The 25,988-nt window shown below is 67.5% G+C and carries 17 protein-coding genes, 1 rRNA gene and 1 pseudogene; 10 read left to right on the top strand and 9 right to left on the bottom strand.

Translation table 11 applies throughout. The annotated features are described in order from the left end of the window. Positions 1-3 precede the first annotated feature (3 nt). Positions 4-888, top strand: a complete 885-nt coding sequence (locus ACFOSH_RS20295; protein WP_378240563.1) for an ABC transporter permease — start codon at positions 4-6, stop codon at positions 886-888. A gap of 9 nt (positions 889-897) precedes the next feature. Then, complete coding sequence (locus ACFOSH_RS20290) at positions 898-1,704, top strand: ABC transporter permease (RefSeq protein WP_378240562.1); 807 nt, start codon at positions 898-900, stop codon at positions 1,702-1,704. Between the two features lie 49 nt (positions 1,705-1,753). Here ACFOSH_RS20290 and ACFOSH_RS20285 read toward each other — a convergent pair whose 3' ends face one another. From ACFOSH_RS20285 to panB, 4 genes are all read right to left on the bottom strand, one after another. Beyond that, complete coding sequence (locus ACFOSH_RS20285; protein WP_378240561.1) at positions 1,754-4,711, bottom strand: PQQ-dependent sugar dehydrogenase; 2,958 nt, start codon at positions 4,709-4,711, stop codon at positions 1,754-1,756. Between the two features lie 349 nt (positions 4,712-5,060). After that, positions 5,061-6,020, bottom strand: a complete 960-nt coding sequence (gene pip / locus ACFOSH_RS20280) for a prolyl aminopeptidase (protein ID WP_378240560.1) — start codon at positions 6,018-6,020, stop codon at positions 5,061-5,063. 89 nt (positions 6,021-6,109) lie between these two features. After that, entirely contained in the window at positions 6,110-7,084 is a 975-nt protein-coding gene (locus ACFOSH_RS20275) for a hypothetical protein (protein WP_378240558.1), read from the bottom strand. Between the two features lie 237 nt (positions 7,085-7,321). Next, the gene (panB, locus tag ACFOSH_RS20270; RefSeq protein ID WP_378240557.1) at positions 7,322-8,197 is read right to left on the bottom strand and encodes a 3-methyl-2-oxobutanoate hydroxymethyltransferase; all 876 of its coding nucleotides are present in this window, start codon (positions 8,195-8,197) and stop codon (positions 7,322-7,324) included. A gap of 244 nt (positions 8,198-8,441) precedes the next feature. Here panB and lysX point away from each other — a divergent pair, with 244 nt between their 5' ends. Both lysX and ACFOSH_RS20260 read left to right on the top strand, forming a co-directional pair. Then, complete coding sequence (gene lysX, locus ACFOSH_RS20265) at positions 8,442-11,759, top strand: bifunctional lysylphosphatidylglycerol synthetase/lysine--tRNA ligase LysX (protein WP_378240556.1); 3,318 nt, start codon at positions 8,442-8,444, stop codon at positions 11,757-11,759. Positions 11,760-11,901: 142 nt separating this feature from the next. Further along, the gene (locus tag ACFOSH_RS20260) at positions 11,902-12,489 is read left to right on the top strand and encodes a DinB family protein (RefSeq protein WP_378240555.1); all 588 of its coding nucleotides are present in this window, start codon (positions 11,902-11,904) and stop codon (positions 12,487-12,489) included. On the opposite strand, the gene ACFOSH_RS20255 is transcribed toward ACFOSH_RS20260, so the two are convergent. Further along, positions 12,486-13,022: a methylated-DNA--[protein]-cysteine S-methyltransferase gene (locus ACFOSH_RS20255; protein ID WP_378240554.1), complete on the bottom strand. Its 537-nt coding sequence runs from the start codon at positions 13,020-13,022 to the stop codon at positions 12,486-12,488. The genes ACFOSH_RS20260 and ACFOSH_RS20255 overlap by 4 nt on opposite strands. Before the next feature lie 108 nt (positions 13,023-13,130). On the opposite strand from ACFOSH_RS20255, the pseudogene ACFOSH_RS20250 reads away from it, so the two are divergent. After that, positions 13,131-13,756: pseudogene (locus ACFOSH_RS20250) on the top strand (VOC family protein). Here ACFOSH_RS20250 and ACFOSH_RS20245 read toward each other — a convergent pair. From ACFOSH_RS20245 to secA2, 3 genes are all read right to left on the bottom strand, one after another. Then, complete coding sequence (locus tag ACFOSH_RS20245; RefSeq protein ID WP_378240553.1) at positions 13,727-15,484, bottom strand: NAD+ synthase; 1,758 nt, start codon at positions 15,482-15,484, stop codon at positions 13,727-13,729. The pseudogene ACFOSH_RS20250 and the gene ACFOSH_RS20245 overlap by 30 nt on opposite strands. Positions 15,485-15,562: 78 nt before the next feature. Then, positions 15,563-16,009: a hypothetical protein gene (locus ACFOSH_RS20240; RefSeq protein ID WP_378240552.1), complete on the bottom strand. Its 447-nt coding sequence runs from the start codon at positions 16,007-16,009 to the stop codon at positions 15,563-15,565. A 113-nt stretch (positions 16,010-16,122) separates the two neighbouring features. Continuing rightward, the gene (secA2, locus tag ACFOSH_RS20235; protein ID WP_378240551.1) at positions 16,123-18,450 is read right to left on the bottom strand and encodes an accessory Sec system translocase SecA2; all 2,328 of its coding nucleotides are present in this window, start codon (positions 18,448-18,450) and stop codon (positions 16,123-16,125) included. A gap of 149 nt (positions 18,451-18,599) precedes the next feature. On the opposite strand from secA2, the gene ACFOSH_RS20230 reads away from it, so the two are divergent. Further along, a complete protein-coding gene (locus ACFOSH_RS20230) occupies positions 18,600-20,171 on the top strand; it encodes an alpha/beta hydrolase (protein WP_378240675.1) in 1,572 nt (523 codons plus the stop codon). A gap of 121 nt (positions 20,172-20,292) precedes the next feature. Here ACFOSH_RS20230 and ACFOSH_RS20225 read toward each other — a convergent pair whose 3' ends face one another. After that, positions 20,293-20,961: an LppX_LprAFG lipoprotein gene (locus ACFOSH_RS20225; RefSeq protein ID WP_378240550.1), complete on the bottom strand. Its 669-nt coding sequence runs from the start codon at positions 20,959-20,961 to the stop codon at positions 20,293-20,295. Positions 20,962-21,050: 89 nt separating this feature from the next. Here ACFOSH_RS20225 and ACFOSH_RS20220 point away from each other — a divergent pair, with 89 nt between their 5' ends. From ACFOSH_RS20220 to ACFOSH_RS20205, 4 genes are all read left to right on the top strand, one after another. Beyond that, positions 21,051-22,316, top strand: a complete 1,266-nt coding sequence (locus ACFOSH_RS20220; protein WP_378240549.1) for an MFS transporter — start codon at positions 21,051-21,053, stop codon at positions 22,314-22,316. A gap of 68 nt (positions 22,317-22,384) precedes the next feature. Then, entirely contained in the window at positions 22,385-23,728 is a 1,344-nt protein-coding gene (gene glnA, locus ACFOSH_RS20215; RefSeq protein ID WP_007035311.1) for a type I glutamate--ammonia ligase, read from the top strand. A gap of 14 nt (positions 23,729-23,742) precedes the next feature. Then, positions 23,743-25,305, top strand: a complete 1,563-nt coding sequence (locus tag ACFOSH_RS20210) for an amidase (protein ID WP_378240548.1) — start codon at positions 23,743-23,745, stop codon at positions 25,303-25,305. A gap of 400 nt (positions 25,306-25,705) precedes the next feature. Next, positions 25,706-25,988 (top strand): 16S ribosomal RNA (locus tag ACFOSH_RS20205); the annotation flags it as partial.

The raw sequence follows: 25,988 nt of genomic DNA, 5'->3' as shown, positions 1-25,988 counted from the left end.
AAAATGACGACCACGCTCGACTCACCGAGGCGGAAAGCCTCCGCCTACCTGTACCGCAAACCCAAGCTACGACTGGGCATCCTGCTCTCCGCGCCGATGCTGTGGCTCGGCCTCGCCTACCTCGGCGCGCTGGCCGCGTTGTTCGTGACAGCGTTCTGGAGCACCGACGTCTTCACCGGCCAGGTCGTGACCGAATGGTCGCTGAACAACTTCGTCACGCTGTTCAGTGACGCGGTGTACCGCACGATCACCCTCCGGACGGTCGGGATCGCCGCGCTGGTCACGGTGATCACCGCGGTCATCGCCTTCCCGATGGCCTTCTACATGGCCAAATTCGCTTCCCCGAGGGCGCGGCGGCTCCTGGTGATCGCCGTCATGACGCCGCTGTGGGCGAGCTACCTGGTGAAGGCCTACGCGTGGCGGACCATGTTGTCCGGCAACGGTGTCCTGCACTGGCTGCTCAACCCGTTCGGCCTCGACACCCCCGGCTACGGCGTGCTCGCGACCGTGATCACCCTGTCGTACCTGTGGCTGCCGTACATGATCTTGCCGATCTACGCGGGCCTCGAACGGCTGCCGAACTCCTTGGTGGACGCGTCCGGCGACCTCGGCGCACGGCCGTTCCGGACGTTCCGTTCCGTGGTGCTGCCGGCGACGTTCCCGGCCGTCGTCGCCGGCTCGATCTTCACGTTTTCGTTGTCGCTGGGCGACTACATCGCGGTGAAGATCGTCGGCGGTACCTCGCAGATGCTCGGCAACGTCGTCTACGACAACATCGGCGCGGCCAACAACCTGCCGTTCGCGGCCACCGTCGCGACCGTGCCCGTGGTGATCATGCTCGCCTACCTCGCCGCCGTGCGCCGCACGGGCGCGCTGGACAACCTGTAGGAGCGCGCGATGCGGCTTTCCCGGACGACCAAGTACCTCCTGCTCGCGGCGCTGGTGCTCGGGCTCGCGGTGATCTACTTCCCACTGCTGGTGGTACTGCTCAATTCCTTCAACGCGGACACCACCTTCGGCTGGCCGCCGTCGAGCTTCACCCTCGAATGGTGGGGCCGCGCCGCGGAGAACGAAGGCGCGCTGAAAGCACTAGGCACGAGTGTCCAAGCAGGACTCGCCGCCACGGCGATCGCCTTGGTACTCGGCACGATGGCGGCGTTCGCGCTGCAGAAGTACCGCTTCTTCGGTCGTAACCAGGTGTCGCTGCTGATCATCCTGCCGATCGCGCTGCCCGGCATCGTCACCGGTATCGCGCTGAACAACGCGTTCCGCACGATCCTCGGCATCGACCTCGGCCTGTTCACCGCGATCGTCGCGCACGCGACGTTCTGCATCGTGGTGGTGTTCAACAACGTCGTCGCGCGCTTGCGGCGGATGGGCGGCAACCTCGAAGAGGCGTCGATGGACCTCGGCGCCGACGGGCTCACGACGTTCCGCCTGGTGACCTTCCCGATGCTGCGGTCCGCGCTGCTCGCCGGTGGTCTGCTGGCTTTCGCGCTGTCGTTCGACGAAATCATCGTCACGACGTTCACCCTCGGGACCGGCTTGGAGACCCTGCCGATCTGGATCCTGAACAACCTGTTCCGGCCGAACCAAGCGCCGATCGTCAACGTCGTGGCGGCGGTGCTGATCCTCGCGTCGACGATCCCGGTCTATCTGGCACAACGGCTTTCCGGCGACACGACTTCGGGCGGACGGCTGTAAAAGCGAAACGCCGGTGCGGCTCGAAACCGCACCGGCGTTTTCAGGTCACTCAGTATCGACGGTCTTCGATCGCCCCCGTCGCTCCGTTGTAGGTGATGTAGCCGTTTTGGAAGTCACTGCGCTTACCGGTCGGCGTGTTGTACTCACCGCTGATGGGGAAGCCGAGATACGACGTCTCCCAGCCGAGTTGCCGCCAGCGGTTGCGGATCGCGCCCCGGACGTCGAAGGCGGCACTGGTGCCGAACCGCCAGTAGATCGAGTGTTCCTCGTTCCCCTTGCGGAAGTGGTTGTACTTCCCGGTGCCGTTCGGCGTCCACGTCTCGTCGGTGACCGGATAGCCGACGCCGGCTTCCCAGCCGACGGCGGCCCAGCGTTCGCGGATCCACCCGTGGACTTCGTGGGCACCTGTCGAAGGCGTCCAGTGGATCGAGCCGACCTGGCTGAAGTGGTTGTACCTGCCCACGCCGTCCGGGGCACCGGTTTCGTCGGTGGTCGGGTAGCCGAAGTACCTCTCCCACCCGAGTGCCTTCCACTTCTCCCGGATCGCGCCCAGCACGAAGTGCGCCCCGGTTTCCGCCGTCCAGTAGATCGACGAATTGACGAAGTGGTTGTACCGGCCGATACCGTCCGGCGTCGCCGCCTGATCCGTGGTCGGATGGCCGAGTACGCCGGCTTCCGCTCCTGTCTCGATCCACTTCTCGCGGATAGGACCGTAGACCACGGCTGCCCCGGAATCAGGCGTCCAATAGATCGTCCCGGCACCGGTCGTCGGCCCGCCCACGAAATGGCTGAAGCGTCCATTGCCCACTTTGCCCGGGAATTCGTCCACTTCCGGAGCGCCGAGAAAAGCGTGCGCGCCGAGAGCGATGTATTTGTCATGGATCCGACCGTAGACGGCCGTCACGCCGGTCTGCCGGGTCCAGTAGAGCCGGCCGTTGGCATAGGCCTGCCAGCTTCCTGGACTTTCGACGACCTCTCGCCCCACGGCGGCGCCCAGCGTCGTGCGCAGGGCGGGCTCTTCCGCGTACCGCTTTTCGATGGGGGACAGGTAGTCCGCGCGGAGCGTGAGTTCCGCGGCGGGCATCCGGATCTCTCTTTGGGTATTGGTGCCGAGGCTGTCCGCCCACCGACGGAACCCCGCCCCGTCGAGTGCGGTGTGCGGCGCCGAGAGCTTCAGCGGAGAGCCGGCGGTCACCAAGCGGTTCGCGCTCCGGCCCGGTTCGACGGTGAACTGGGCCGGGTGGCTACCGAGGACCGTCAGCCGGGCGAGGCGTGGCTGGGCCACATAACGTGCCTTGGCCACGACGTTGCGGCCGTTCGTCACGGTCCCGGTGAGCACGAGGCTGCTGTCGGTCTCCTCCGGAAAGTCCAGCTTGAACGTCGATCCGGAGCCGTGACGCACCAAAGTGGTCGTGCAACTGCTGTCCGCGGGGCAACGCCGTTGCTCCGCCCGCCAGGCGACGGTGATCGGTCCGTCGATGGGGTCGTCCGATTCCGCCAGCAGTTCGACCGTATCCCGCGACGAGAACACCGTGCCCTCTCTAGGCGGGATCAGCGTGACCGTCGGACCCGCGAGACCGGGGGTGATCGTCTGGCTCGAACTCGACACGACGCCGTGGATGTCTTTCACGGTCAGGGTGGCGGTCGTCATGTCCCCGGCGCCGTAGGTGTGCTCCGCGGTGCGTCCGCTGCCGGTTCCGCCATCACCGAAGTCCCACTGATAGGTGAGATGGTCGAAGTCCGGGTCCGTGGACAGACTCGCGTCGAACGAGACCGTGCGCGTACCGGGATCGATGGTGGCGGTGAAATCCGCCACCGGGGCCTTGTCGGCCGGACGGTAAGTCAGCCGCCGCAGTGCCGAGCTGTCCGCGTCGGCCACGACGACGTCCCCGTTGGGAGCAGTCGTGATCGAGACAGGGCTCCCGAGCGTGGAGGCGAAGAGGGCGGGCGAAGCCACTGTTTCCGCCGAACTGTTGAATCTGAACGTCGAAAGCGTTCCCGCGCCTTTTTCAGCCACGAAGTGGCTTTCGCGGTAAGCCTCGGGGTACGAGTCCCCGCTGTAGCGGACGCTGCCGCTGACCCCGATGCTGCCACTCTGGCCGATCTCGTACTTCGGCGCGGTGTTCGTCACGCCGGCGCACTCGGGAAGGTCCTGATAGCCGGGTGTCTTCGAATTTCCTTCCCAGCAGGGCCATTTCGCACTCTGCCCGGGGAGCGCGATGTTCACCTCGTGAAGTACGGCCCGGCCGGTGTCCGTGACGAGCGCTCCGCCCCGCGGGTCGAGCGCGACACGGGGGTCCCGCAGGCCGCTGAGGTAGGTGCGGCTTCGCCAGGAGGCGCGCTCCGTGGTGTCGTAAAACGGGTTGTCCGCGATGCCGAGCCCGCTCGGGTCAACGCGCAGTATCTTTCCGGTGGGCTGGTTCGGGTCCAACGCCCGCAAGGCGAACCGGTCGACGGTGTCGTCGGTGGCGTTGTCGCCGACCGCGATCCAGAGGGCCCTGCCGGTCGGATCCACCGCGAGGTCCTGGATTCCCCTGCTGTCGGAATTCGCCGGGAATTCGAGGACCACCGATTCGCCGATGAGCGCGGTGGGTGCCTCTGTTCCCTGTGTTTGCCATTTGCTGACGCGGAAAACGCGGTCGCCGTTGCCGGTCGTCAGCGCTCGTGCGGTGTAGATCGTCCTGCTGGTGGCGTAGTCGGGGGCGACCGCGATGCTCGTCAAGCCGAGTGAACCCCCGCTGTACACAGGGATCGAAGCGATTTCGCTCGGTTCTCCGCCATTCGGCGTCCAGCGTATGGAGCCCTTCCGGCCGGTCGTGAGGACCCCGCCGTCGGGGAGGTAGGCCGCGTCGGTGAGCTCACCCGATTGCTGCCCGGTCGGCGTGTCGGTCACCACGAATCCGGACGGCAGTACCGGCGCCGCCTCGGCGACAGGGGCCGTGACGGCGATGCCGCCGAGCGCGGTCAAGACGGCCGTCGCGGCGGCGATGGATCTTCGAGAACGCATCAGACCTGCTTTCTTCGGACGAAGAGAGGCCCTGAAGGCGTCAGTTCGCGCGCAGCCCGGAGCGAAGACGCGTCGGGCCATGGCAGTACGCAACGCGACGATCAAGACAGCCGGATCCCCCCAAGGACGATGATCAAGGAGAACGCTATTGGTCCGGTCCCGGCTTGTCATCGGCCATTCGCAGGTCGAAGTCTGCGCCGTTGGAAGGAATCAGAATAGGGTTACCGGCGTGGTGACGGACAAGCGTCGGTCGAACGCTGCCGCTCGACGAGTGAATCACTGGTGATTTCCGTCTTCAGGTCTCGCGCGATCTCTTGGTGCGATATCGGTGATTCCGATGGCTGCCGGTTCAAACCGACCGGAAGGAATCCGTCGCGTCCCGAAGCGCTGCCAGCATCCCCGGATCCGTCACCGCGTGCCCGGCCGCTTCGACGAGTTCCAACTTCGAGTCCGGCCAAGCCCGGTGCAACTCGTAAGCCGTCGCCGGCGGGCACACCGCGTCGTACCGGCCCTGCACGATCACGCCGGGAATCCCCGACAGCTTTCCGGCTTCCCGGATCAGCTGCCCTTCCTCAAGCCACGCCCCGTGGCAGAAGTAGTGCAACGCGAGCCGGGCAAAGGTGACAGCGAAGTCGGGCGACGCGTACTGGTTGTGGAAGGCCGGATCCGGGCGCAGGCAGACGATCGCGCCTTCCCAGGTGCTCCAGGCGATGGCGGCGCGCTCCCGGACCACCTGGTCGGGGTGGTAGACGAGTTCGCGGTAGGCCGACATCGGGTCGCCGCGGCGCGCTTCGGGGATCGGCGAGAGGAAGGCTTCCCACTCGCGGGGGAAGAGGTTCGCGGCGCCGCCGCCGTAGATCCAGTCGAGTTCGCTACGCCGGACGGTGAAGACGCCGCGCAGGATGATCTCGGTGACGCGGCTCGGATGGGTCTCGGCGTAGGCGAGGGCGAGGGTCGCGCCCCATGAGCCGCCGAAGAGCTGCCACTCTTCGAGATTCAGCCGTTCGCGCAGCCTTTCCATGTCCGAGACAAGGTGCCAGAGGGTGTTGGCCGACAGGTCGACGTCCGGCTCGCCGATGTGCGGAGTGCTGCGGCCGGTGCCGCGCTGGTCGAACAAGATGATCCGGTAGGCATCGGGATCGAAATGCCGCCTGGCCATGGGAGAGATGCCGCTACCAGGGCCTCCGTGCAGGACGACCACGGGTTTGCCGTCCGGGTTCCCGGCCTCTTGGCAGTAGATCCGGTGTCCGTCGCCGACGTCGAGCAGGCCTTCGGCGCGAACGTGGATGGGCGGATACAAATCGTCCATACCGACACCATGCCCGAATCGGCGAGTGAACGAAGGGTGGGGGCCCGCCCCCGCCGCCGGGCTGAGCGGGCCCCCGGTCTTCGGTCGCGTCAGCAGCCCGCCGTGGCGGCCACGTTCGCGAATCCCTTCCCGGCACCGGTCACCTTGTTGCTCGCGCAGACCTTGTTCCCCGTAGCGGCCTTCACGAGATAGAAGCCGTACGCGTAGCTGGACTGCACGTCCGCGGTGTTGCCGGAGAAGGTGTTGTCGCGGCCCCAGCCGTCGAGCTGGACATGGACCTCGAAGCCGCCGTAAATCGCGTCGTGCACGAAGACCTCGCTGCCACGGTTGTCCGCGACCACGTAGTTGTTGCCCTTCATGTCCACCCAGCTGTCGGCGAAGTGCTCGCCGCTCTGCCCGGTCCCGTCGAAGACGTTGCCGCGCAGTTCGCCGCCGGTGGTGCCTTCCTTGATGTCGATCGACTCGGCCCGCACGTTCGGGCCGATCTTGTTGTTCAGTGCCTTGTTGCGGTCGCTCCGGTCGGGCGTGCCGCCGGGCCAGTTGCCCTTCGCGGAACCGAAGTAGATGCCTTCGCCGTAGCCCGCGAACTCGCGGCCGGTGTCGGTCACCTCGGAGTTCTTCACGATGTTGTCGGTGCTCGTGTGCTGGAAGTGGATGCCTTCGTGGCCGACGCCGATGACCTTGATGCCGTCGACGACGGTGTTCTTGACGCCCGTCGCCATCAGACCCTTCTGGCCACCGGTGAGGGTGAAGCCGGTCAGGTTCCAGTTGCTGCCGGTGAGCTCGAGCGTGCGCCCGGCCGAGGCCTTGATGACCGCGCTTCGCGGACCCTTCAGCGTGATGCGACTGCCGGAGGTGCCGCTCTTCGCCGCCTTGAAGTTGCCCGCGAAGGTGGTGTTGGCCGCGAGTTCGATGACGGTGCCCGGAGCGACCGAAGCGAGCGCCGCCGACAGCTGCTCCGAAGTCCCTACGCGGACCGTCGCGGCCTGTGCGGGGTACGCCGTCAGTGCCGACAGCAGGGCGGCACCGGTCACGATGGTCAGAACCCGCTCACGAACACGCATCCGTGGTCCTCCTCGTCGAGGGATCGAAGCTCGGTCGTGGCGGCGACGGGCTAGACGTTAAGCCTCTTTACGAATGCGAGTCAAGAACATGATTGAAGTTCACATACGTGAACGACTAAAGGAGGGTCGCGCTGCTAGGCCCCACCTCGAAAGAGAGCAAGGGACCTTTGCTATCGCCCTCCTCGCCGGGAGTGACAGCAAAGGTCCCTTGCTCTCTTTTTGCAGGTCAGGGGTGGGTCAGTCGTGGAACGAGTGCTCCGAGGCCGGGAACTCGCCCCGGCGGACATCCTCCGCGAACGCTGACGCGGCCCCGGCCAGCACGCCGGCGAGATCGGCGTACTTCTTCACGAAGCGAGGAGTCTTGCCGCGCCGAAGCCCGGCCATGTCCTGCCAAACGAGCACCTGCGCGTCACAGTCCGGTCCCGCGCCGATGCCGACGGTCGGGATCTTCAGTTCGTGCGTGATCCGCTTCGCCGCTTCGGCGGGCACCATCTCCATGACGACCGCGAAGGCGCCGGCTTCTTCCAGGGCGAGCGCGTCGGCGAGCAGCGCGTCGGCCGCTTCGCCGCGTCCCTGGACCCGGTAACCGCCCAGATTGTGTTCACTCTGCGGCGTGAATCCGATATGTCCCATCACGGGGACACCCGCCGACGTCAGTGCGTCGACATGGGGAGCGAACTTCCGCCCGCCTTCGAGTTTCACCGCGTGTGCACGGCCTTCCTTCATGAATCGCACCGAGGTCTCCAGCGCCTGCTGCGGCGAAAGTTGGTACGAGCCGAACGGCAGGTCGGCGACGACAAGCGCCCGCTTCACCGACCGGGTTACCGCACGGACCAAAGGAAGCAGCTCGTCCACGGTCACCGGGAGCGACGTGTCGTAGCCGAAGACGTTGTTCGCCGCGGAATCCCCGACGAGCAGCACGGGAATACCCACCTCGTCGAAGAGCGCGGCGGTGTACATGTCGTAAGCGGTGAGCATCGGCCAGGTTTCGCCGCGCTCCTTCATGTCACGAAGGTGATGTACGCGGATCTTCTTCCCAGGTGTGGCCTGGGGCGCCGCGCCGGTACCGTACGGAGCGGCGAGCTCGCCGGAATCCTTTTCGGTGGCAGACATCCTTGTCGACCGTCCTTCCCTCGAGGCCTCGATGAGGTCCCCGGGTCGTGGAGCTGAACATCTCAAAGCGTGACACGCGGAGATACCGCTCCCAAGGTCGTGCGACCAGCTTCACACCGGCCCGTCACGCCTGCGGTGGATGAAATTCAGACCAGAGGATGATGTTCGTTGACAACCACACGGGGTTGTGTGACGTCAAGTAAGAGCAGCTGTCGATCATCTGTGAGTACCGCGAAAGGCCAGAATGGGAAACCCAGCGAGCCGTGTCTCGCCGTGGAAGGCGAGGGCGGGCGGAATCGTCGCCACTCTCGTGCAGCTCGCGGCCGTGTTCTCGGTGATCCTTCTCCTCGCCGGCGGGGTGAAGGGGCCGGTGCTCAAGGTCGGCGACGTCGCCTTCTCGGCACTGAGCGTCCCGACGAACGCGAGCCTCGTGATCGTCCTGCTGCTCGTCGTCCTCGGCGCCGCGCTCCGCCGCCGCAAACGTGCCGCGCTCTACACGCTGCTGCTGTTCCAGGTCGGTGGCCTCGCGGTCACGCTGGCCTTTCAGGCTGCCCTGTTGTGGTGGCCTGAGCTGCTGAAACTCGGTCCGTGGCAGGTCCGGCACATCCCGCACCAGGTGTGGGTGCTGGCCGTCGCCGACCTGATCTCGATCGGCATGTTCGCGTTCCTCTGGATTCTGCGCCCCGCGTTCCCGGCCCGCCTCGCGCCGAGCGCCTGGCGCGACGGCCTCACCGTGCTGTTCGGCGGCCTGGCCGCGGTCATCCTCGTCGGCTGGGGCCTGAGCGAGGCCTTCCCGGGACGTCTCGTCGACACCTGGGCGCGGTTCGCCTGGGTCGTCAACCACACGACCGGTGAGAACATCCAGCTGCGCCGGGTCGGCATCGGCGAAGGTCCCGCCTGGCTCGACCTCGTCCTGGACCTCAGCGCGACAGCCGTCGCGACGGCCGCGTTGTACACGCTTTTCCGCGGTGTGCGTAGCCGTCGTTTAAGGACAGACGAAGAAGAACTGCGCGTACGTCGCCTTCTTGCCGAACACGGCGAAGACGACTCCCTGGGCTATTTCGCCACCAGGCGCGAAAAGAGTGTCGTCTTCTCGCCCAACGGCCGCGCCGCCGTGGCCTATCGCGTGCTCGCGGGCACCAGCGTCGCGAGCGCGGATCCCCTCGGCGATCCCGACGCCTGGCCGGACGCCGTCCGCGCCTGGCTGAACGAGGCGCGCACCTACGGCTGGACTCCCGGCGTGCTCGGCGCGAGCGAACGCGGCGCGAAGGCTTACGCCGACGCGGGTCTGCGGGCACTGGAAATCGGCGACGAAGCGGTCCTGGACGTCCGTGACTTCAGCCTCGCCGGGCCGGAACGGCGCTCGGTCCGCCAAGCGGTCAAACGGGTCGAACGGGCCGGATACACCACAAAAGTCCGGCGGCACAGCGAAATCCCGGCCGACGAGATGGCCGGACTGTTGCTGCACGCTCAGCAGTGGCGCGGCGCGGAGACCGAACGCGGGTTCTCGATGGCGCTCGGCAGGCTCGGTGATCCGAGCGACGGCCGCAGCGTGATGGTGGAGGCGTACGACGCCAAGGGCGAGCTTCGCGGCATGCTGTCGTTCGTTCCTTGGGGCCGTCGCGGCCTGTCCCTCGACCTGATGCGGCGCGACCGCGACGCCGAAAACGGGCTCAACGAGTACATGGTCGCCGAGGTCGTGGCGGCGAGTTCACACCTTGGCGCACAACGGATTTCGCTGAACTTCGCGATGTTCCGCGCGGTCTTCTCCGAAGGGGAGCGGATCGGCGCGGGTCCGGTGCTGCGCGCGTGGCGCGGCGTGCTCAGCATGGCGTCGCGGTTCTTCCAACTGGAATCGCTCTACCGGTCCAACGCCAAATACGGACCCGACTGGGAACCGCGATTCCTGTGCTACTCCTCGGCTCGACGGCTGCCGCGGGTCGGCATCGTCGCCGGTGCGCTCGAAGGGTTCCTCCCGACAGGGCGGTCGGCGCGGGCGCTGAAACTGGAGACGGTCACCGACGAATTCGTCGCCGAGGTCCACCGCATCGACGCGAACGCGGCCACCCCCGCGCCGAAACAGGTGCGGCGGCCCGACCAGGTCCGCGTGCGGATGGCGAAGCTGGACAGTTTGCGGGAAGCCGGGATCGACCCCTATCCGGTCGGTTTCGCCCGGGAGGATCTGCTCGGCGACGTCGTCTCCAAGTTCGGGGACCTGAGCCCGGACAGCCACACCGGTCACCGGGTCCGCGTCGCGGGCAGGGTGCTCGCGATGCGCAACCTCGGCGGTCTCTGTTTCGCGCGGGTCAAGGACTTCGGCGGTGAGATCCAGCTGATGCTCGACGCCTCCGTGCTCGACCTCGGCGGCTGGCGTCGTGGCGTCGACCTCGGCGACCACGTCGGCGTGAGCGGGCAGGTCGTGACATCGCGGCGCGGTGAGCTGTCCGTGCTCGTCGACGAATGGACAGTCACGGCGAAGAGCCTGCATCCCTTGCCGGACAAGCGAAAGGGCCTCATCGACCCGGAGACGCGGGTGCGGCAGCGCTACCTCGACCTCGCGGTGAACCCGGATTCGACGGCGATGCTGCGAATGCGCTCGACCGTGGTGCGCGCGGTGCGGGAAAGGCTGCACCAGGGCGACTACCTCGAAGTCGAGACGCCGATGCTGCAGACCGTGCACGGCGGCGCCAACGCCCGCCCGTTCGTCACCCACATCAACGCCTACGACATGCGGATGTACCTGCGGATCGCCCCCGAGCTGTACCTGAAACGGCTGTGCGTGGCCGGGGTCGAGCGTGTTTTCGAGCTGAACAGGAACTTCCGCAACGAAGGCGTCGACGCGACGCACAACCCCGAGTTCACCATGCTGGAGGCATACCAGGCGTACGCCGACTACAACACGATGCGGACGCTGACGAGGGAACTCATTCAGCACGCCGCGGAGGCCGCGTACGGCTCGCAGGTCGTTCGCCGTCCGGGGCCGGACGGGAAGGTCGTCGAGTACGACATCTCCGGTGACTGGCCGGTGATCCCGGTCCACGAAGCCGTCTCGGCGGCACTCGGGGAGAAGATCGACGCGGGGACCTCGGTGGCCGAACTCCAGCGGCTGTGCCGCGCGGCGGGAGTGCCGGTGAACGAGGAGGCCGGGCACGGCGATCTCGTGCTGAAGGCACACGAGCACCTGGTTGAAGGCTCGACCGTGCTGCCGACCTTCTACACCGACTACCCGACCGACGTCTCGCCGCTGACCCGGCAGCATCGCGTGGACCCGCGGCTGGCCGAGCGCTGGGACCTGATCGCGTTCGGCTCCGAGGTCGGCACGGCCTACACCGAACTGACCGATCCGCTCGAACAGCGGCGGCGGCTGGAGGCCCAGTCGCTGCGCGCGGCGAGCGGCGACGTCGAGGCGATGGAACTGGACGAGGAATTCCTGCTCGCGCTCGAACACGGCATGCCGCCGACCGGCGGGCTCGGCATCGGCATCGACCGGCTGCTGATGATGCTGACCGGGGCGTCGATCCGGCAGACGGTGCTGTTCCCGTTCGTCCGCCCGCAAGGCTAGCGGGGGAGCGGGGGACCTTTGCTATCGCTCGTTAGTCAAACTAACGAGCGATAGCGAAGGTCCCCCGCTCTCTTCCTGGCCGAATCGCACCGGGAGGCCCGTACCGGATGCCATGATCCCCTTCCCAACGGAAGGAACCACCATGGCCGGAAACGTCCCTCCTGTCGCCGACGAGCGCGAAGGTCTCCTCGCCTACCTGGAGCAGCAGCGCCATGTCCTGCGCATCGCCGCGCACGGCTTGACCGAAGAACAGGCCAGAGCGGTCCCGACCAGAAGCTCGCTGAGCGTCGGCGGCCTGATCAAGCACACCGCGTTCACGGAAGACGGCTGGATCGACATCCTTCTCCAGAGGCCCGCGAAGCCGATGGAGGAGGCGATGAAGGACTACCAAGCCGGCTACGTGATGGCTGACGACGAGACGCTCGAAGACGTCTTCGCGCGCTACGACGAGGTCGCCCGCCGCACCGCGGACGTCATCGCCGGCATCGCCGACCTGGGCCAGCCGGTCCCGGTGCCGAAAGGCGTGCCTTGGTACCCGCAGGACGTCGACGCCTGGTCGGTCCGCTGGGTGCTGTTCCACCTCATCGAGGAGACCGCGCGGCACGCCGGGCACGCCGACATCATCCGCGAGCACATCGACGGCGCGACGGCGATCCCGCTGATGGCCGCCGCTGAAGGCTGGCCGGAGACGCCCTGGCTCAAGCCGTGGTCGCCCGCCGAGACCGTCTAGAACAACGTGGGTTCGTCCGCCAAAGCGCCTTCGATGACCAGCATCCGGCGCTTGGTGGCGACTCCGCCGCGCGCGGAGAATCCGCCGTCCTTGCCGCCGGCGGCGAGCACTCGGTGGCACGGCACGATGATCGGGAACGGATTCCGGCCCATCGCCTGACCCACGGCCTGCGCCCCACCGGGCATGCCGAGGATGTTCGCGATGTCGCCGTAGGTCAGCGTCTTGCCCGCGGGAATCGTGCGGATGAACTCGTACACCCTGTGATGGAAGTCCGGTACTCCTTCGTAGTCGAGGCCGACCTCGGTGAGGTCCGTGCGTTTGCCGTCCATCAACGAGACGATCCCGTCGATCGCGCGCTGGACTTCGCCCGGCGGCATGGCTTCGGTCGCTTCGGGAAGGCGCGCGGTCAGTCGCGCCCTCGTCTTTTCTTCACTGCCCTCCGGCAGCTGGACCGCGATGACCCCGCGTTCGTTCCACGCGATGCCGCAATCGCCGATCACGGTGCCGAACACGGCGTAGCCCTGTGCCGTCATGAGGTCCAGGGTACGAGCCGGGACCGACAGTTTCGGCCACGCCGCTTTTCGGGGGAGACTTCCCTGCCGCGGTGCCGCCGGGGCGGCGGCTGCGATAGGACTATGGGCATGAGCGACCTCGTGCTTGATCACCTCGTCTACGCCGGGCCGGATCTCGAAGAGGCTGTCGCGCGTGTCGCCGATCTGACCGGTGTCACGCCCGTACGCGGTGGCAGGCACGTCGGGCTCGGCACGGCCAACTATCTCGCCGATCTCGGTGCCGGCGCTTACCTCGAGGTGGTCGGACCCGACCCGGACCAACCCGAGCACGTCGGACCGCGGCCGTTCGGTATCGACGAACTGACCGCGCCGGCACTGGTCACCTGGGCCGCGCGGGCGCAGGGCATCGACGACGCGATCGCCGAAGCACGTGAGCGTGTTACGACCCGGGAGAGGCGTTCGAGATGTCGCGCGCCACCGACGACGGCGAACTGCTGAACTGGCGTCTCACCGGCGCCGGCGGCCTCGAAGGGCTCGCGCCCTTTCTCATCGACTGGGGGAGCACCCCGCATCCGACGACGCGGGGACTCCCGTCGATCCCATTGCTCCTGGTCACCGGTGTCCACCCCGAGCCCGCCACGGTGGAAACCGCGGTCCGCGCGCTCGGGATGGACATGCTCGTCCGGCGGGACACGAAGCCCGGCCTGGTGGCCGTGCTGGCGAACTCAGCGGGGAAGCAGGTCACGCTGAGCTGACGGGGTCACGACCGTGCCCTCGCGCCAGCCGTTGGTCATCGGCAGCCGCCGGTCTCGCCCGAACGCCTTGAACGTGATCTTGGTGCCCGGCGGGTACTGGCGGCGCTTGTACTCGGCCTTGTCGACCATGCGCACCACCCGATCGATGGTCTCCGGTTCGAAGCCCGCGTCCACCAGGTCGACGTAGCCGCGGTCGCCCTCGATGTAGTCGTCGAGGATGTCGTCGAGCATCAGGTAGTCGGGCAGCGAGTCGCTGTCCAGCTGACCGGGTCGCAGCTCGGCCGACGGCGGCTTGGTGATCGAGTTCTCCGGGATCGGCGGGGTTTCGCCGTTCTTCTCGGCTTCCGCGTTGCGCCATTTGGCCAGGTGCCAGACGTGTGTCTTGAACAGGTCCTTGATCGGCGCGAAGGCCCCGACGGCGTCACCGTAGATCGTCGAGTAGCCGACGGCGAGTTCGGTCTTGTTGCCGGTCGCGAGCACCAGATGACCGTCCTGATTGGACAGGGCCATCAGCAGCATGCCGCGGACGCGGGCCTGGATGTTCTCCTCGGCGAGACCGGTCAGCTGAAGCTGATCGACATAGACCTTGACCATGTCCGCGATCGGCTCGACGCGGTAGTGCGCGCCGATGCGGCGGGCGAGGTCTTCGGCGTCGCCCTTCGAGTGCTCCGAGGAGTACTCCGAAGGCATCGAGACGCCGTAGACGTTGTCGCCGCCGAGCGCGTCGGCGGCCAGCGCCGCCACGACCGCGGAGTCGATGCCGCCGGAGAATCCGAACGTCACCGACGAGAAGCCGTTTTTGTGCACGTAGTCACGCAGGCCGACGACGAGCGCGTGCCACACCTCGGCTTCGTCCGACAGCGGCTCGCTGATCGCGGATTCGTTGCTCGGGGTGTACGCCGGAACCGGGTCCTCGCCGAGTACGTGGCGCTTGACCCGCAGACCCTCGAACTCGCCCTCGGCGGTGTGCCCGCCCGCGACGAGGTCCGTGTCGACGATGAGCAGGTGCTCGACGAACTGCGGCGCGCGGGCCAGCAGGCGACCGTCCGCGCCGACCACGATCGAATCGCCGTCGAAGACGAGGTCGTCCTGACCGCCGATCTGGTTCGTGTACACCAGCGGCGCTCCGGCCTCGGCCGCGCGGCGCGCGATGAGCGGCAGGCGGATGTCGTCCTTCGCACGCTCGTAGGGCGAAGCGTTGGGCGCGACCACGAGGTCCACCCCGGCCTTGCCCAGCGCGGAGATCGGGCCGCCGTCCTGCCAGACGTCCTCGCAGATCACCATGCCGACGTCGACGCCGTGGAAGCGGACGACCTCGAGGTCATGGCCCGGCTTGAACCAGCGGTGCTCGTCGAAGACGCCGTAATTGGGCAGGTGGTGCTTGAACTGGCGGGCGACCACTTCACCGCGATACAGCGCGGCCGCCGCGTCGCGCGCGCCGGTCTCGTCCAGGTCGAGATACCCGATGTAGGTGAGCACTTCGCCGCATCCGGCGTCTTCGAGCCGCCGGGCGAGCGCTTCGACCATCTGCTTCGAGGCGGAGGCGAAGGTCGGGCGGAGCGAGAGGTCCTCGACGGGGTAACCGGTGAGGGACATCTCCGGGAAGACCACGATGTGGGCGCCTGCTTCGGCGGCCTTGCGAGTCCACTCGACGGTGAGCTCGGCGTTGCCCTCGAGATCCCCGACGGTGGTGTTGACCTGGGCCAGTGCGATGCGCAGTTGCGGCATGCCGTCATTCTCACTCATACGTGCTCAGGGGGACGAGCGGATGTGCCGAATCGCCCACCTGTGTCAGCGCCCGCGGGATCACATCCGGATCGCCAGCCAGATCGCCGCCGCCAGCGGCAGCAGCGCGACCACGACCGAGAACAGAAGCTGGCCGGTGAGCAGCGCGCCGACGCGCAGCCGCAGCCGGTCCATGTCCTCGTCGGTCTCAGGGAAGAACCTCGTGCCCGACCAGATCGCCACGGCCAGGACCGCCCAGAACGAGAGCACGCCGATCGCGAGGATCACCACCCGTGCTGTTCCTCGCCCGCCACCGCCGAGCAGGCCGTCCAGCGCCAGGAACTCGGCCGCCACTCCCAAGGCGAGCGAGAGGAGCACGATCATGCTGTAGGTGAGTCGCGCCGCTCCGAGTTTCACCTTTTCGCGGTCTTCCTTGCGCTCCGCCGGACGTTGCGTCAGGACGAAGGCGAGCAGCAGAGCGGGAATGACTTGGGCGGTGGTCGCCCAGAACTCCGTGGTGATCGGCACGGGGGAAGGATGCCGCAGCCCGCGTCGCGAAAAGAGAGCAGGGGACCTTTGCTGTCGCTCTCCAAAAGAGAGTGATAGCAAAGGTCCCCCGCTTCCCGATCGGGACCGCGCGGCTACTTCCGCTTGATCATGCTCCGCACCTTCTTGATGGTCTGCTCGAAGTCGGAGTCGAACGGGTTGTCGTGCACCAGGTAGGTCCACGTCGTGTTCGCCCGCCGCACTCCCGCGTCACCGAGGTCGATCCCGTTCTCGGTGATCTCGGCTTCTTCGAGCGTCTTCGCCGCCCGCTCGGCCGCCTCCGGGATGATCTTGTGGAACTCGGGGATCGCCGCGCGGTGGAACTCGTCGATCGGCGTCTCCCGCGCCAGCGCCCGCAGGTGGATGCTCTCCCGCACGTCGGTCAGGAACGCCAGGTGATCCGACCACAGCTGGTCGATGTGGAACAGCAGCACCTCGCGGCTCAGCTGCTCGACCTTCGCCTCGTCGTCGACAGCCTCCGAGAGCTCTTTGAACTTCTCCGGGTGCGCCTTCTCCAGCACCTCCGCCGCGTGCGCTGTGCGCAGCACCGTGTCCCGGTGCGCGAGCAGCTCGCCACGCTGCCGCTCGATCAGCCGCGTGTAGCGCCACGTGTTCCGGTGGATCTCCAGGTCGACACCCTCGGCGACACGCTGCGCGTGGTTGATCTGCCGCAGCGCCGCCGAGTCGGTGATCTCGCCGCTGCCCACGTCGGAGCTGATGCCCTCGGGGATGTCCGGCGCGTTCGACAGCACGAGTTCGTCGTTCAAGCTGGCGAAGAACACCGCGCTGCCCGGGTCGCCTTGCCGCCCGGACCGGCCGCGCAGCTGGCCGTCCAGCCGGCTCGACGGGTACCGGGCGGTGCCGATCACGTGCAGGCCGCCCAGTTCGACGACATCGTCGCGGCCGTCGCCGTCCTTGCCACCCAGCCGGATGTCGGTACCGCGACCGGCCATCTGGGTCGAAACGGTGACCGCGCCCTTCTTGCCGGCGTCGGCGATGATCTCGGCTTCCTCGGCGTCGTTGCGCGCGTTCAGCACGACGCATTCGAGCTCGATCTTGGCCAGCTTCTCGGCCAGCTCCTCGGATTCGGCGACGTCCTGGGTGCCGACGAGGATCGGCCGCCCGCTCTCGTGCACCCGCCGGATCTCCTCCTCGATCGCGCGCAGCTTCTGCGACGGCGACCCGAAGATCCGGTCCTCCTGGTCTTCGCGGACGTTCGGCGTGTTCGGCGGGATGACCGCGACCTCGAGCTCGTAGAACTCGCGCAGCTGCTCGGCGACCGCGACCGCGGTACCGGTCATGCCCGCGACCTCGGGGTAGCGCGCGAGCAGCGCCTGCACGGTGATCGAGTCGAGGATCTCGCCCCGGTCGGTCGCCTTGACCTGCTCTTTCGCCTCGACGGCGGCCTGGAGACCGTCCGGCCAGCGCTGCAGTTCGGCGACCCGGCCGCGCGCGGCGTTGATCAGCTGCACCTTGCCGTCGCGTACGAGGTAGTCGACGTCGCGGGTGAGCAGCGCGTGCGCGTGCAGCGCCACGTTCACTGCGGGCAGCCGGTCCGAGCCGGTGTCGTCGTAGAGGTTGATGTCGTCACCGAGAGCCTTCTCGACCACCGAGGCGCCCGCCTTGGTCAACCAGGCGTTGCGGCCGTCGGCGTCGGTCTCGTAGTGCAGCCCGAGCCGCAGACGCCGGACGATGTTCGCGACCTCTTCATCGGCGTCGGTGTGGTCGATCGACCCCGCCATCACCAGCGGCACGCGGGCCTCGTCGACCAGCACGGAGTCCGCCTCGTCGACGATCGCCACCTCGGGCTTTCGCTGGACCAGGTCCTCTTCGCGGGTCACCAGGCGGTCGCGCAAAACGTCGAAGCCGATCTCGCTGACGGCGCCGTACGTGACTTCCTTCGCGTAGGCCTCGCGACGCTCGTCGCGGGAGTGAGCGGGCTCGATCCAGCCGACGGAGACGCCGAGCAGGTCGTAGATCGGGCCCATCCACTCCGCGTCACGGCGGGCGAGGTAGTCGTTCACCGTGACGACGTGGACGTGCTTGCCGCGCAGCGCGTACCCGGCGCCCGCCAGCGCACCGGCCAGCGTCTTGCCTTCACCGGTCTCCATCTGCACGATATGCCCGCTGAGCAGGCCCATCGTGCCCAGCAGCTGGACGTCGAAGGCGCGCTCGCCGAGGGCACGCCGAGCGGCCTCACGGCCGAGCGCGCACACCTCGACCAGCTGGTCGTTGCCGAAGGACGTGGCGTCCCGAAGCTTGCCGGCCCGGTCTGTCAGCTCCTCGTCGGAGAGCTTCTCCAACTCGGGCTCGAGCTTCTCGATGGCCGGCAGCAGCGCTTCGTAGCGGGTCAGCTCGACGCTGCCCGGCCGCTGGATGATCCGGCGCAGCTTCTTGCCCACCCGGCTGATCAGTGCTGCCACCCCTGTGCTCCCGTCTGTTCTTCTGCCGTCCGCACCCGTATCACCAACGCAGTGGTGGTGCGGCCGAGTTCCACGGCCGATGGCACGATCCAACCGTGTCCACTCATGTCAGCGCCAGGTCCCGTGCCCGTCGATTCGCCGCGATCACGCTGTCCGGCCTGCTCGCCGTCACTTTCGCCGCGTGCTCGTCGGGAGAGGGTAGAACCCAGCCGCCGCCTCCGGCCACCGAGTCGCACGCTCCGTCCGGACCGGTGCCCGCAGGACTCGAGAAGTTCTACGGACAGAGTCTGACCTGGGCCGACTGTGCACCCTACGCGACATCCGATGACGCAAAAGCGGCGTTTCGAGTGAAGGGCGCACAGTGTGCCCGGCTGACCGTCCCGCTCGACTACGCGAAGCCTGAAGGCGACTCGATCACGCTCGGCCTGCTGCGCCGGAAGGCGCTGGAAACCGACGAAAGGATTGGGGCGCTCGTGGTCAATCCCGGCGGCCCCGGTGCCTCCGGGATGGCGGCCGCGGCCGGTCTCGCCTCCCGGACGGCCACGAACGAGCTGGGCAAACGCTTCGACATGGTCGGTTTCGACCCGCGGGGCATCGGTGCGAGCGAGCCGCAGATCCGCTGCCTGACCGATGCCGAACGTGATGCGGACCGGGCGGACGACAGCGAAACCGACGGGTCACCCGAGGGAGTGAAAAAGCAGGAGGCCGAGGCCCAGGACTTCGCGGCCAAATGCGCCCAGCGGACCGAACACGGCCCCGCGATGCTCGCGAACGTGGGTACGCGGGACGTCGTCAAGGACATGGACATCCTGCGCTCGGTCCTCGGCGAACCGAAACTGAACTACCTCGGCTACTCCTACGGGACGCGGATCGGATCCGCCTACGCGGAGGCCTTCCCGGCGAATGTCCGCGCGCTGGTGCTCGACGGGGCCGTCGACCCGGAGCAGGACTCGGTGGAGTCGCTGGTCGGGCAGGGAGAGGGCTTCGGCAAGGCGTTCGAAGAGTTCTCGAACTGGTGTGCCGCGCGCGAGGACTGCGCGCTGGGACGTGATGCCGCCGGCGTGACGAAGGCGTTCCAGGACCTGGTGCGGCCGCTGATCGACTTCCCGGTTCCGGTCTCCGACGGCCGGAAACTGTCGTACGAGGACGCGACGACAGGCGTGATACAGGCCCTCTACCAGGAAGACCTCTGGGAACCGCTGAACACCGCGCTCAACGATCTGAAGCGCCAGCGCGGCGACGGCCTGGAGAAGCTGGCCGACCTGTACAACGAACGCGGCGCCGATGGCCGCTACGGGACGACGCAGGACGCTTTCGTCGCGATCCGGTGCGTCGACGACCCGCGGGTCACCGATCCGGCGAAGCTCCTCGACGCGCAGAAGCGGTACGCGGAGGCGGCGCCGTTCCTCGACGACGGCAAGCCGGACGGTTCCGCGCGCGACGCCTGCGCTTTCTGGCCGGTGCCGAACACCTCGGAGCCACACCAGCCCAACGTCGAAGGCCTGCCGAAGACGCTGGTCATCTCGACGACGAACGACCCGGCGACCCCCTACCAGGCGGGCGTCAACCTCGCGAAGGCGATCAAGGGAGCTTTGCTGACGTTCGAGGGCAACCAGCACACGGTGTTCCTCCAGGGCGTCTCGTGCGTCGACCAGATCGGCATCAAATACCTGGTGGACGGCGCCCTGCCGGACGAGGGCACCCGCTGCACCGCCAAGTGACGAGGCGATAGCAAAGGTCCCTTGCTTCTCCCGCCGCACCGGCAGGGGAAGCAAGGGACCTTTGCTATCGCCGCACCCGCTGACCAGGCATTTCCCGCCCAGGGAGAGCAGGGGACCTTTGCTATCGCCCGTCCCCGACGACCACCGCGTTATGCCTGGTCAACGCCAACTCCAGCATCACCGCGAAGTCCTGCGGACTCGTCGGCGGCACCTGCAGCCACACCCGCACCAGCCGCCGCGGCTCGTCCTTCGAAATCCACAGCTTCACGAACACGTCCGACTTGATCTCCGGCACGATCCCGCCGATCACCGCGGCCGGCACCTTCGCACCGATCCGGAACGAGTCGGTGTCCTGCACCCGCTCCCACCGCTCGCCCCGCAGCTCGGTCGCCCCGGTCAGCAGCCGCCGCAGCCCACCGTCGGCCCCGAGCATCGCCTGCGGCGTATAGGCCGCCGAAGCCGGAATCACCCGCTCCCCGTCAGGCCCGCTCAGCGTGATCTCCGAGCCGGACAGCCGGTACTCGACTTTCACCCGTTCGAAGTCGTCCTGCAGGTCGGCGTTACCGGCCGCGCCGCTCTCGACGCTGACCTCGCCATCGAGTCCGCGTACCGGCAGCCCAGTGACGACGCCGTTCACCCCGAGCGTGAACCGCACGCTGCGCAATGAGACGAGGGAGTCGGCCGCCGCGCTCACGAATTCCTGGGCAGGGGGCAACGGGGGCGACCCCGCACAGCCGCCGATGAGCCCGATCGTGAGCAGCAGCGCCGGCACGAGGTGACGGCAGCGCATGGCCAGAGCCTATGTCCTTGGCCCGAATCTTTCGCACAGTGTCCTTCCGGCCGCTTCCGCTGGGGGCCGACGGCGATGACGCTGTACCCGTGCAACCTGAGACCCGACTCCACCGCGCGTGGTTCGTCGCCGCAGCCGCGTTCATCGCCCTGCTCGCCGCCGCCGGCTTCCGCGCGGCCCCCGGCGTGCTCATCGACCCGCTTCACAACGAGTTCGGCTGGTCGCGCGCGACGATCGCGTCGGCCGTCTCCGTGAACCTCGTGCTCTACGGCCTCTTCTCGCCCTTCGCGGCAGCTCTCATGGAGCGCTTCGGAATGCGACGCGTCGCTTCGACGGCGTTGTTCGTCGTCGCGATCGGCGCGGGCGGCACGGTGTTCATGAACGCGAGCTGGCAGCTCATCCTCTGCTGGGGTGTCCTGGTCGGCGTCGGTACCGGCTCGATGGCGATGAGTTTCGCCGCGACCGTCGCCGCCCGCTGGTTCGTCCGCAGCCGCGGCGTCGTCACCGGGGTCCTCACCGCGGCGGGCGCCACCGGCCAGCTGATCTTCCTCCCGATCGTCGCGAACCTCGCCATCGACGAAGGCTGGCGGACGGCGTCGCTCGTCATCGCCATCGCCGCCTTGGCCGTCGTCCCCGTCGTCCTTCTGGTGGTCCGCGATCACCCGTCCGATGTCGGAACGACCGCCTACGGCGCGGAGCCCGACGAAGTCGCACCCATCATTCGAACGGGTGGTTCGGCCCGTCGTGCGCTCTCGGTTCTCGGCTCGGCAGCGCGCACGAAGACGTTCTGGCTTCTCTCCGCCGGGTTCGCGATCTGCGGAGCCACGACCAACGGCCTGGTCAGCACCCATTTCGTCCCCGCCGCGCACGACCACGGCATGCCGCAGACCACCGCCGCCGGCCTGCTCGCCCTCGTCGGGATCTTCGACGTCGTCGGCACGATCGCCTCCGGCTGGCTCACCGACCGCGTGGACCCGCGCATCCTGCTCGGCGTCTACTACGCCCTTCGCGGCGTTTCGCTCGCCCTGCTCCCGCAGCTGTTGAGCGGCTCGGTGGAACCGAGCATGTGGGCGTTCATCGTCTTCTACGGTCTCGACTGGGTGGCGACGGTGCCGCCGACGGTCGCGCTCTGTGTCCGCCAGTACGGTGCCGCCGGGCCGATCGTCTTCGGCTGGGTTTTCGCCAGTCACCAGCTCGGCGCCGGTCTCGCGGCCTTCGGCGCCGGCGCGATCCGCGACTCTTCCGGCAGCTACGCGCTCGCTTGGTACATCGCCGCGGGCCTCGCCGTGCTCGCCTCGGTCGCTTCACTGTCGATCGCCAAGGCGGCCAAACCCGAACCGGTTCTGGTGGGGTGATCCACCACTTCCGCTCGATCGGCGCGTCGCGAAACATGTCGTTAACACGTTCTCGTTAGGGTGCGGCCATGGATCGCCAGCAGGAGTTCGTGCTCCGTACCTTGGAAGAGCGCGACATCCGTTTCGTCAGGCTCTGGTTCACGGATGTGCTGGGCTTCCTCAAGTCCGTCGCGGTGGCGCCCGCCGAGCTCGAGGGCGCCTTCAGCGAGGGGATCGGCTTCGACGGATCGGCCATCGAAGGGTTCGCGCGCGTCTACGAATCCGACATGGTCGCGAAGCCCGACCCGGCCACGTTCCAGGTCCTGCCCTGGGAGACCCCAGACGGGGGCCCGTACTCGGCGCGCATGTTCTGCGACATCGCGATGCCGGACGGCTCCCCGTCCTGGGCGGACCCCCGGCACGTCCTGCGCAGGCAGCTCTCGAAGGCGGGCGAAGCGGGTTTCACCTGCTACGTCCATCCCGAGATCGAGTTCTTCCTGCTCGCCAGCCTGCCGGACGACGGCAGCGAGCCCGAGCCCGCGGACAACGGCGGGTACTTCGACCAGGCCAGCCACGCGACGGCGACGCACTTCCGCCGCCACGCCATCGAGACGCTCGAGGCGATGGGGATCTCGGTCGAGTTCAGCCACCACGAGGGCGCGCCCGGCCAGCAGGAGATCGACCTCCGGTACGCCGACGCGCTGACCATGGCCGACAACGTGATGACCTTCCGCTACGTCGTCAAGGAGGTCGCGCTCACCCAGGGGGTCCGCGCGACCTTCATGCCGAAGCCGTTCACCAACCAGCCGGGTTCGGGCATGCACACCCACGTGAGCCTGTTCGAGGGCGATCGCAACGCCTTCTACGACGCGGAAGACCCGTACGAGTTGTCCGCGACGGGCAAGGCCTTCGTGGCGGGGCTGCTGCACCACGCGAAGGAGATCTCGGCGGTCACCAACCAGTGGGTGAACTCCTACAAACGGCTGATCAGCGGCAGCGAGGCCCCGACGACCGTTTCGTGGGGCCGCGCCAACCGCTCCGCGCTGGTCCGGGTGCCGATGTACTCGCCCGGTAAGGCGTCGTCACGCCGCGTGGAGATCCGCACGCTCGACTCCGCCTGCAACCCCTACCTGGCTTATTCGGTCATCCTGGCCGCCGGCCTCAAGGGCATCGAGAAGGGCTACGAGCTGCCGCCTCCCGCCGAGGACAACATCTGGCAGCTCTCGGACGCCGAGCGCCGCGCGGCCGGATACGCCCAGCTCCCACAGAACCTCGGCGAGGCGTTGGCCGAAATGGAGAAATCGGAACTTCTGCCCGAAGCGCTCGGAGAGCACGTTTACGACTTCTTCCTCCGCAACAAACGTGTTGAATGGGATAACTACCGCAGCGCGGTGACCCCGTATGAGCTGCGGACCCTGCTTCCGGTTCTCTAGACGAGGGAGACCTGATGGTGCGGCGACCGGTGTTCAGAGTTCTGACGACCTTGGTCGCCGCGACCATCGCGGTGGGTGCCGCACCAGCGGCATCCGCCTCCGGCAAACCTCTCGATCTCGACGCCGCCGACATCCCCGCGCTCCAGGCTCGGATGTCCTCCGGACGGCTGACCGCGGTCGGCCTGACCTCGGCTTATCTCGATCGCATCCACAAGGTCGACAGGACCGTGAACGCGGTCATCGCGGTCAATCCGACCGCCATCGCGCAAGCCGCGGAGAGTGACTTCCGGCGTCGCGCCGGCAAGACCCGAGGGCCGCTGGACGGCATCCCCGTCCTGGTGAAGGACAACGTCGACACCCGGTCGCAGCAGACGACGGCGGGTTCGCGGGCGCTGCGCAGCAAGCCCGCGAAGGACGCGACCTTGATCCGTCGCCTGCGTGACGCGGGCGCGGTCGTCCTCGGCAAGGCGAACCTCTCCGAGTGGGCGAACTTCCGCGCCGCCAAACCGACTTCCGGCTGGTCGGGCGTCGGTGGGCAGACGAACAACCCGTACGTGCTCGACCGCAACCCTTGTGGGTCGTCCGCCGGATCCGCCGCGGGGATCGCTTCGTCGCTCGCCCAGGTCGCGATCGGCAGCGAGACCGACGGCTCGATCGTCTGCCCGGCGGGCATGACCTCGACAGTGGGGCACAAACCGAGCCTCGGCCTGGTCAGCCGCACCGGCGTGGTGCCGATCTCGGCCGAACAGGACACCGCGGGCCCGATGGCCAGGCACGTCGTCGACGTCGCGCTCACCCTGTCCGCGCTCCAAGGCCGCGATCCGAGCGACCCGGCCACCGGCACGTACCCGCCGAACCAGCCGACCGACTACGCCGCGCACCTGCGGCCCGGCGTGCTGAAGGGCTCCCGGATCGGGCTCTGGCGGTTGCCGGTACTCGGCCCGGACGTGGACGCGGTCATGACGCGGACCAGGAATTCCCTGGTCAAGGCAGGCGCCGAAGTCGTCGAGGTGACGCCGCCGTACCAGGCCAGGATCGGTGAACTGGAGTTCCCGGCGCTGCTCACCGAGTTCCACCGGGACATCGATCGCTACCTGGCCACGCGCCCGGAAGGCCCGCGTGACCTCGCCGCGCTGATCGCCTACAACCGGTCCGACCCGCTGGAGCAGACCTGCTTCGCCGGGCAGGAACTCTTCGAACAGGCACTCGTCGCGCCCGGCCCGTCCGATCCCGGCTACCTGGCCAACCGTCGCGAGCTGACCGATCTGGCGAAACGCTCGATAGACGAGACCCTCGCCGAGCACCGCCTCGACGCGATCGCCGCGCCCACGAACCCGCCTGCCTGGAAGACCGACTGCAAGACCGGCGACAACGACGTGATCCCGTCGTCGACGCCGGCCGCGGTCTCGGGATACCCCGCGGTGACCGTGCCCGCCGGTTTCGTCGGCGAGCTCCCGGTGGGGGTCTCGTTCATGGCGGGGCAGTGGACGGACGCCCGAGTGCTCGCCTACGCGGCCGACTTCGAGCGCGTCGTCCCCGCCCGCAAACCGCCTCGCTACCTGAAGACCGTCGGATGACGGGGGTTCATACCGGCTGACCTGCGGCGATGTCCTTAAGTGACCCCCCTGTTTTCGGGGGGTTCCGGGGCATGTAATCTTCTCTTCGTCGCCAAGAACACCGGGCCACCGGGGCCGAAAAGCCCCAGGCCAGGAACACGGGCCGAGCGGGTTGACACCGCGAACCGGACCAGGTAACGTTCAGCGTCGGCCCACGAGCGGCCGCCGACCCCCTACGACTAAGCCCGTAGGATTCGGCATGCTCGACCAAAAAGCTTGTGAATATCGCTTTGAAACAAAGCGTGTTGCTTGAGAACTCAACAGTGTGCTAGTGAACTAAGCCAGTAGAGCTTATGTATTAAGAACCTCGTTTGAGGTTCCTTTGAGTGCAAGTATTTATTTGCCTCGATCAAATTTGACATTGTTGGAGAGTTTGATCCTGGCTCAGGACGAACGCTGGCGGCGTGCTTAACACATGCAAGTCGAACGATGAAGCCTTCGGGTGGATTAGTGGCGAACGGGTGAGTAACACGTGGGCAATCTGCCCTGTACTTTGGGATAAGCCTGGGAAACTGGGTCTAATACCGGATATGACTGGATCTCGCATGGGGTTTGGTGGAAAGCTCCGGCGGTACAGGATGAGCCCGCGGCCTATCAGCTTGTTGGTGGGGTAATGGCCTACCAAGGCGACGACGGGTAGCCGG

Source organism: Amycolatopsis speibonae (genome assembly GCF_042647925.1).
Taxonomy (GTDB): Bacteria; Actinomycetota; Actinomycetes; order Mycobacteriales; family Pseudonocardiaceae; genus Amycolatopsis; species Amycolatopsis speibonae.
Note: the sequence above shows the minus strand (reverse complement) of the source record. Positions and strands in the feature narration are given on the sequence as shown.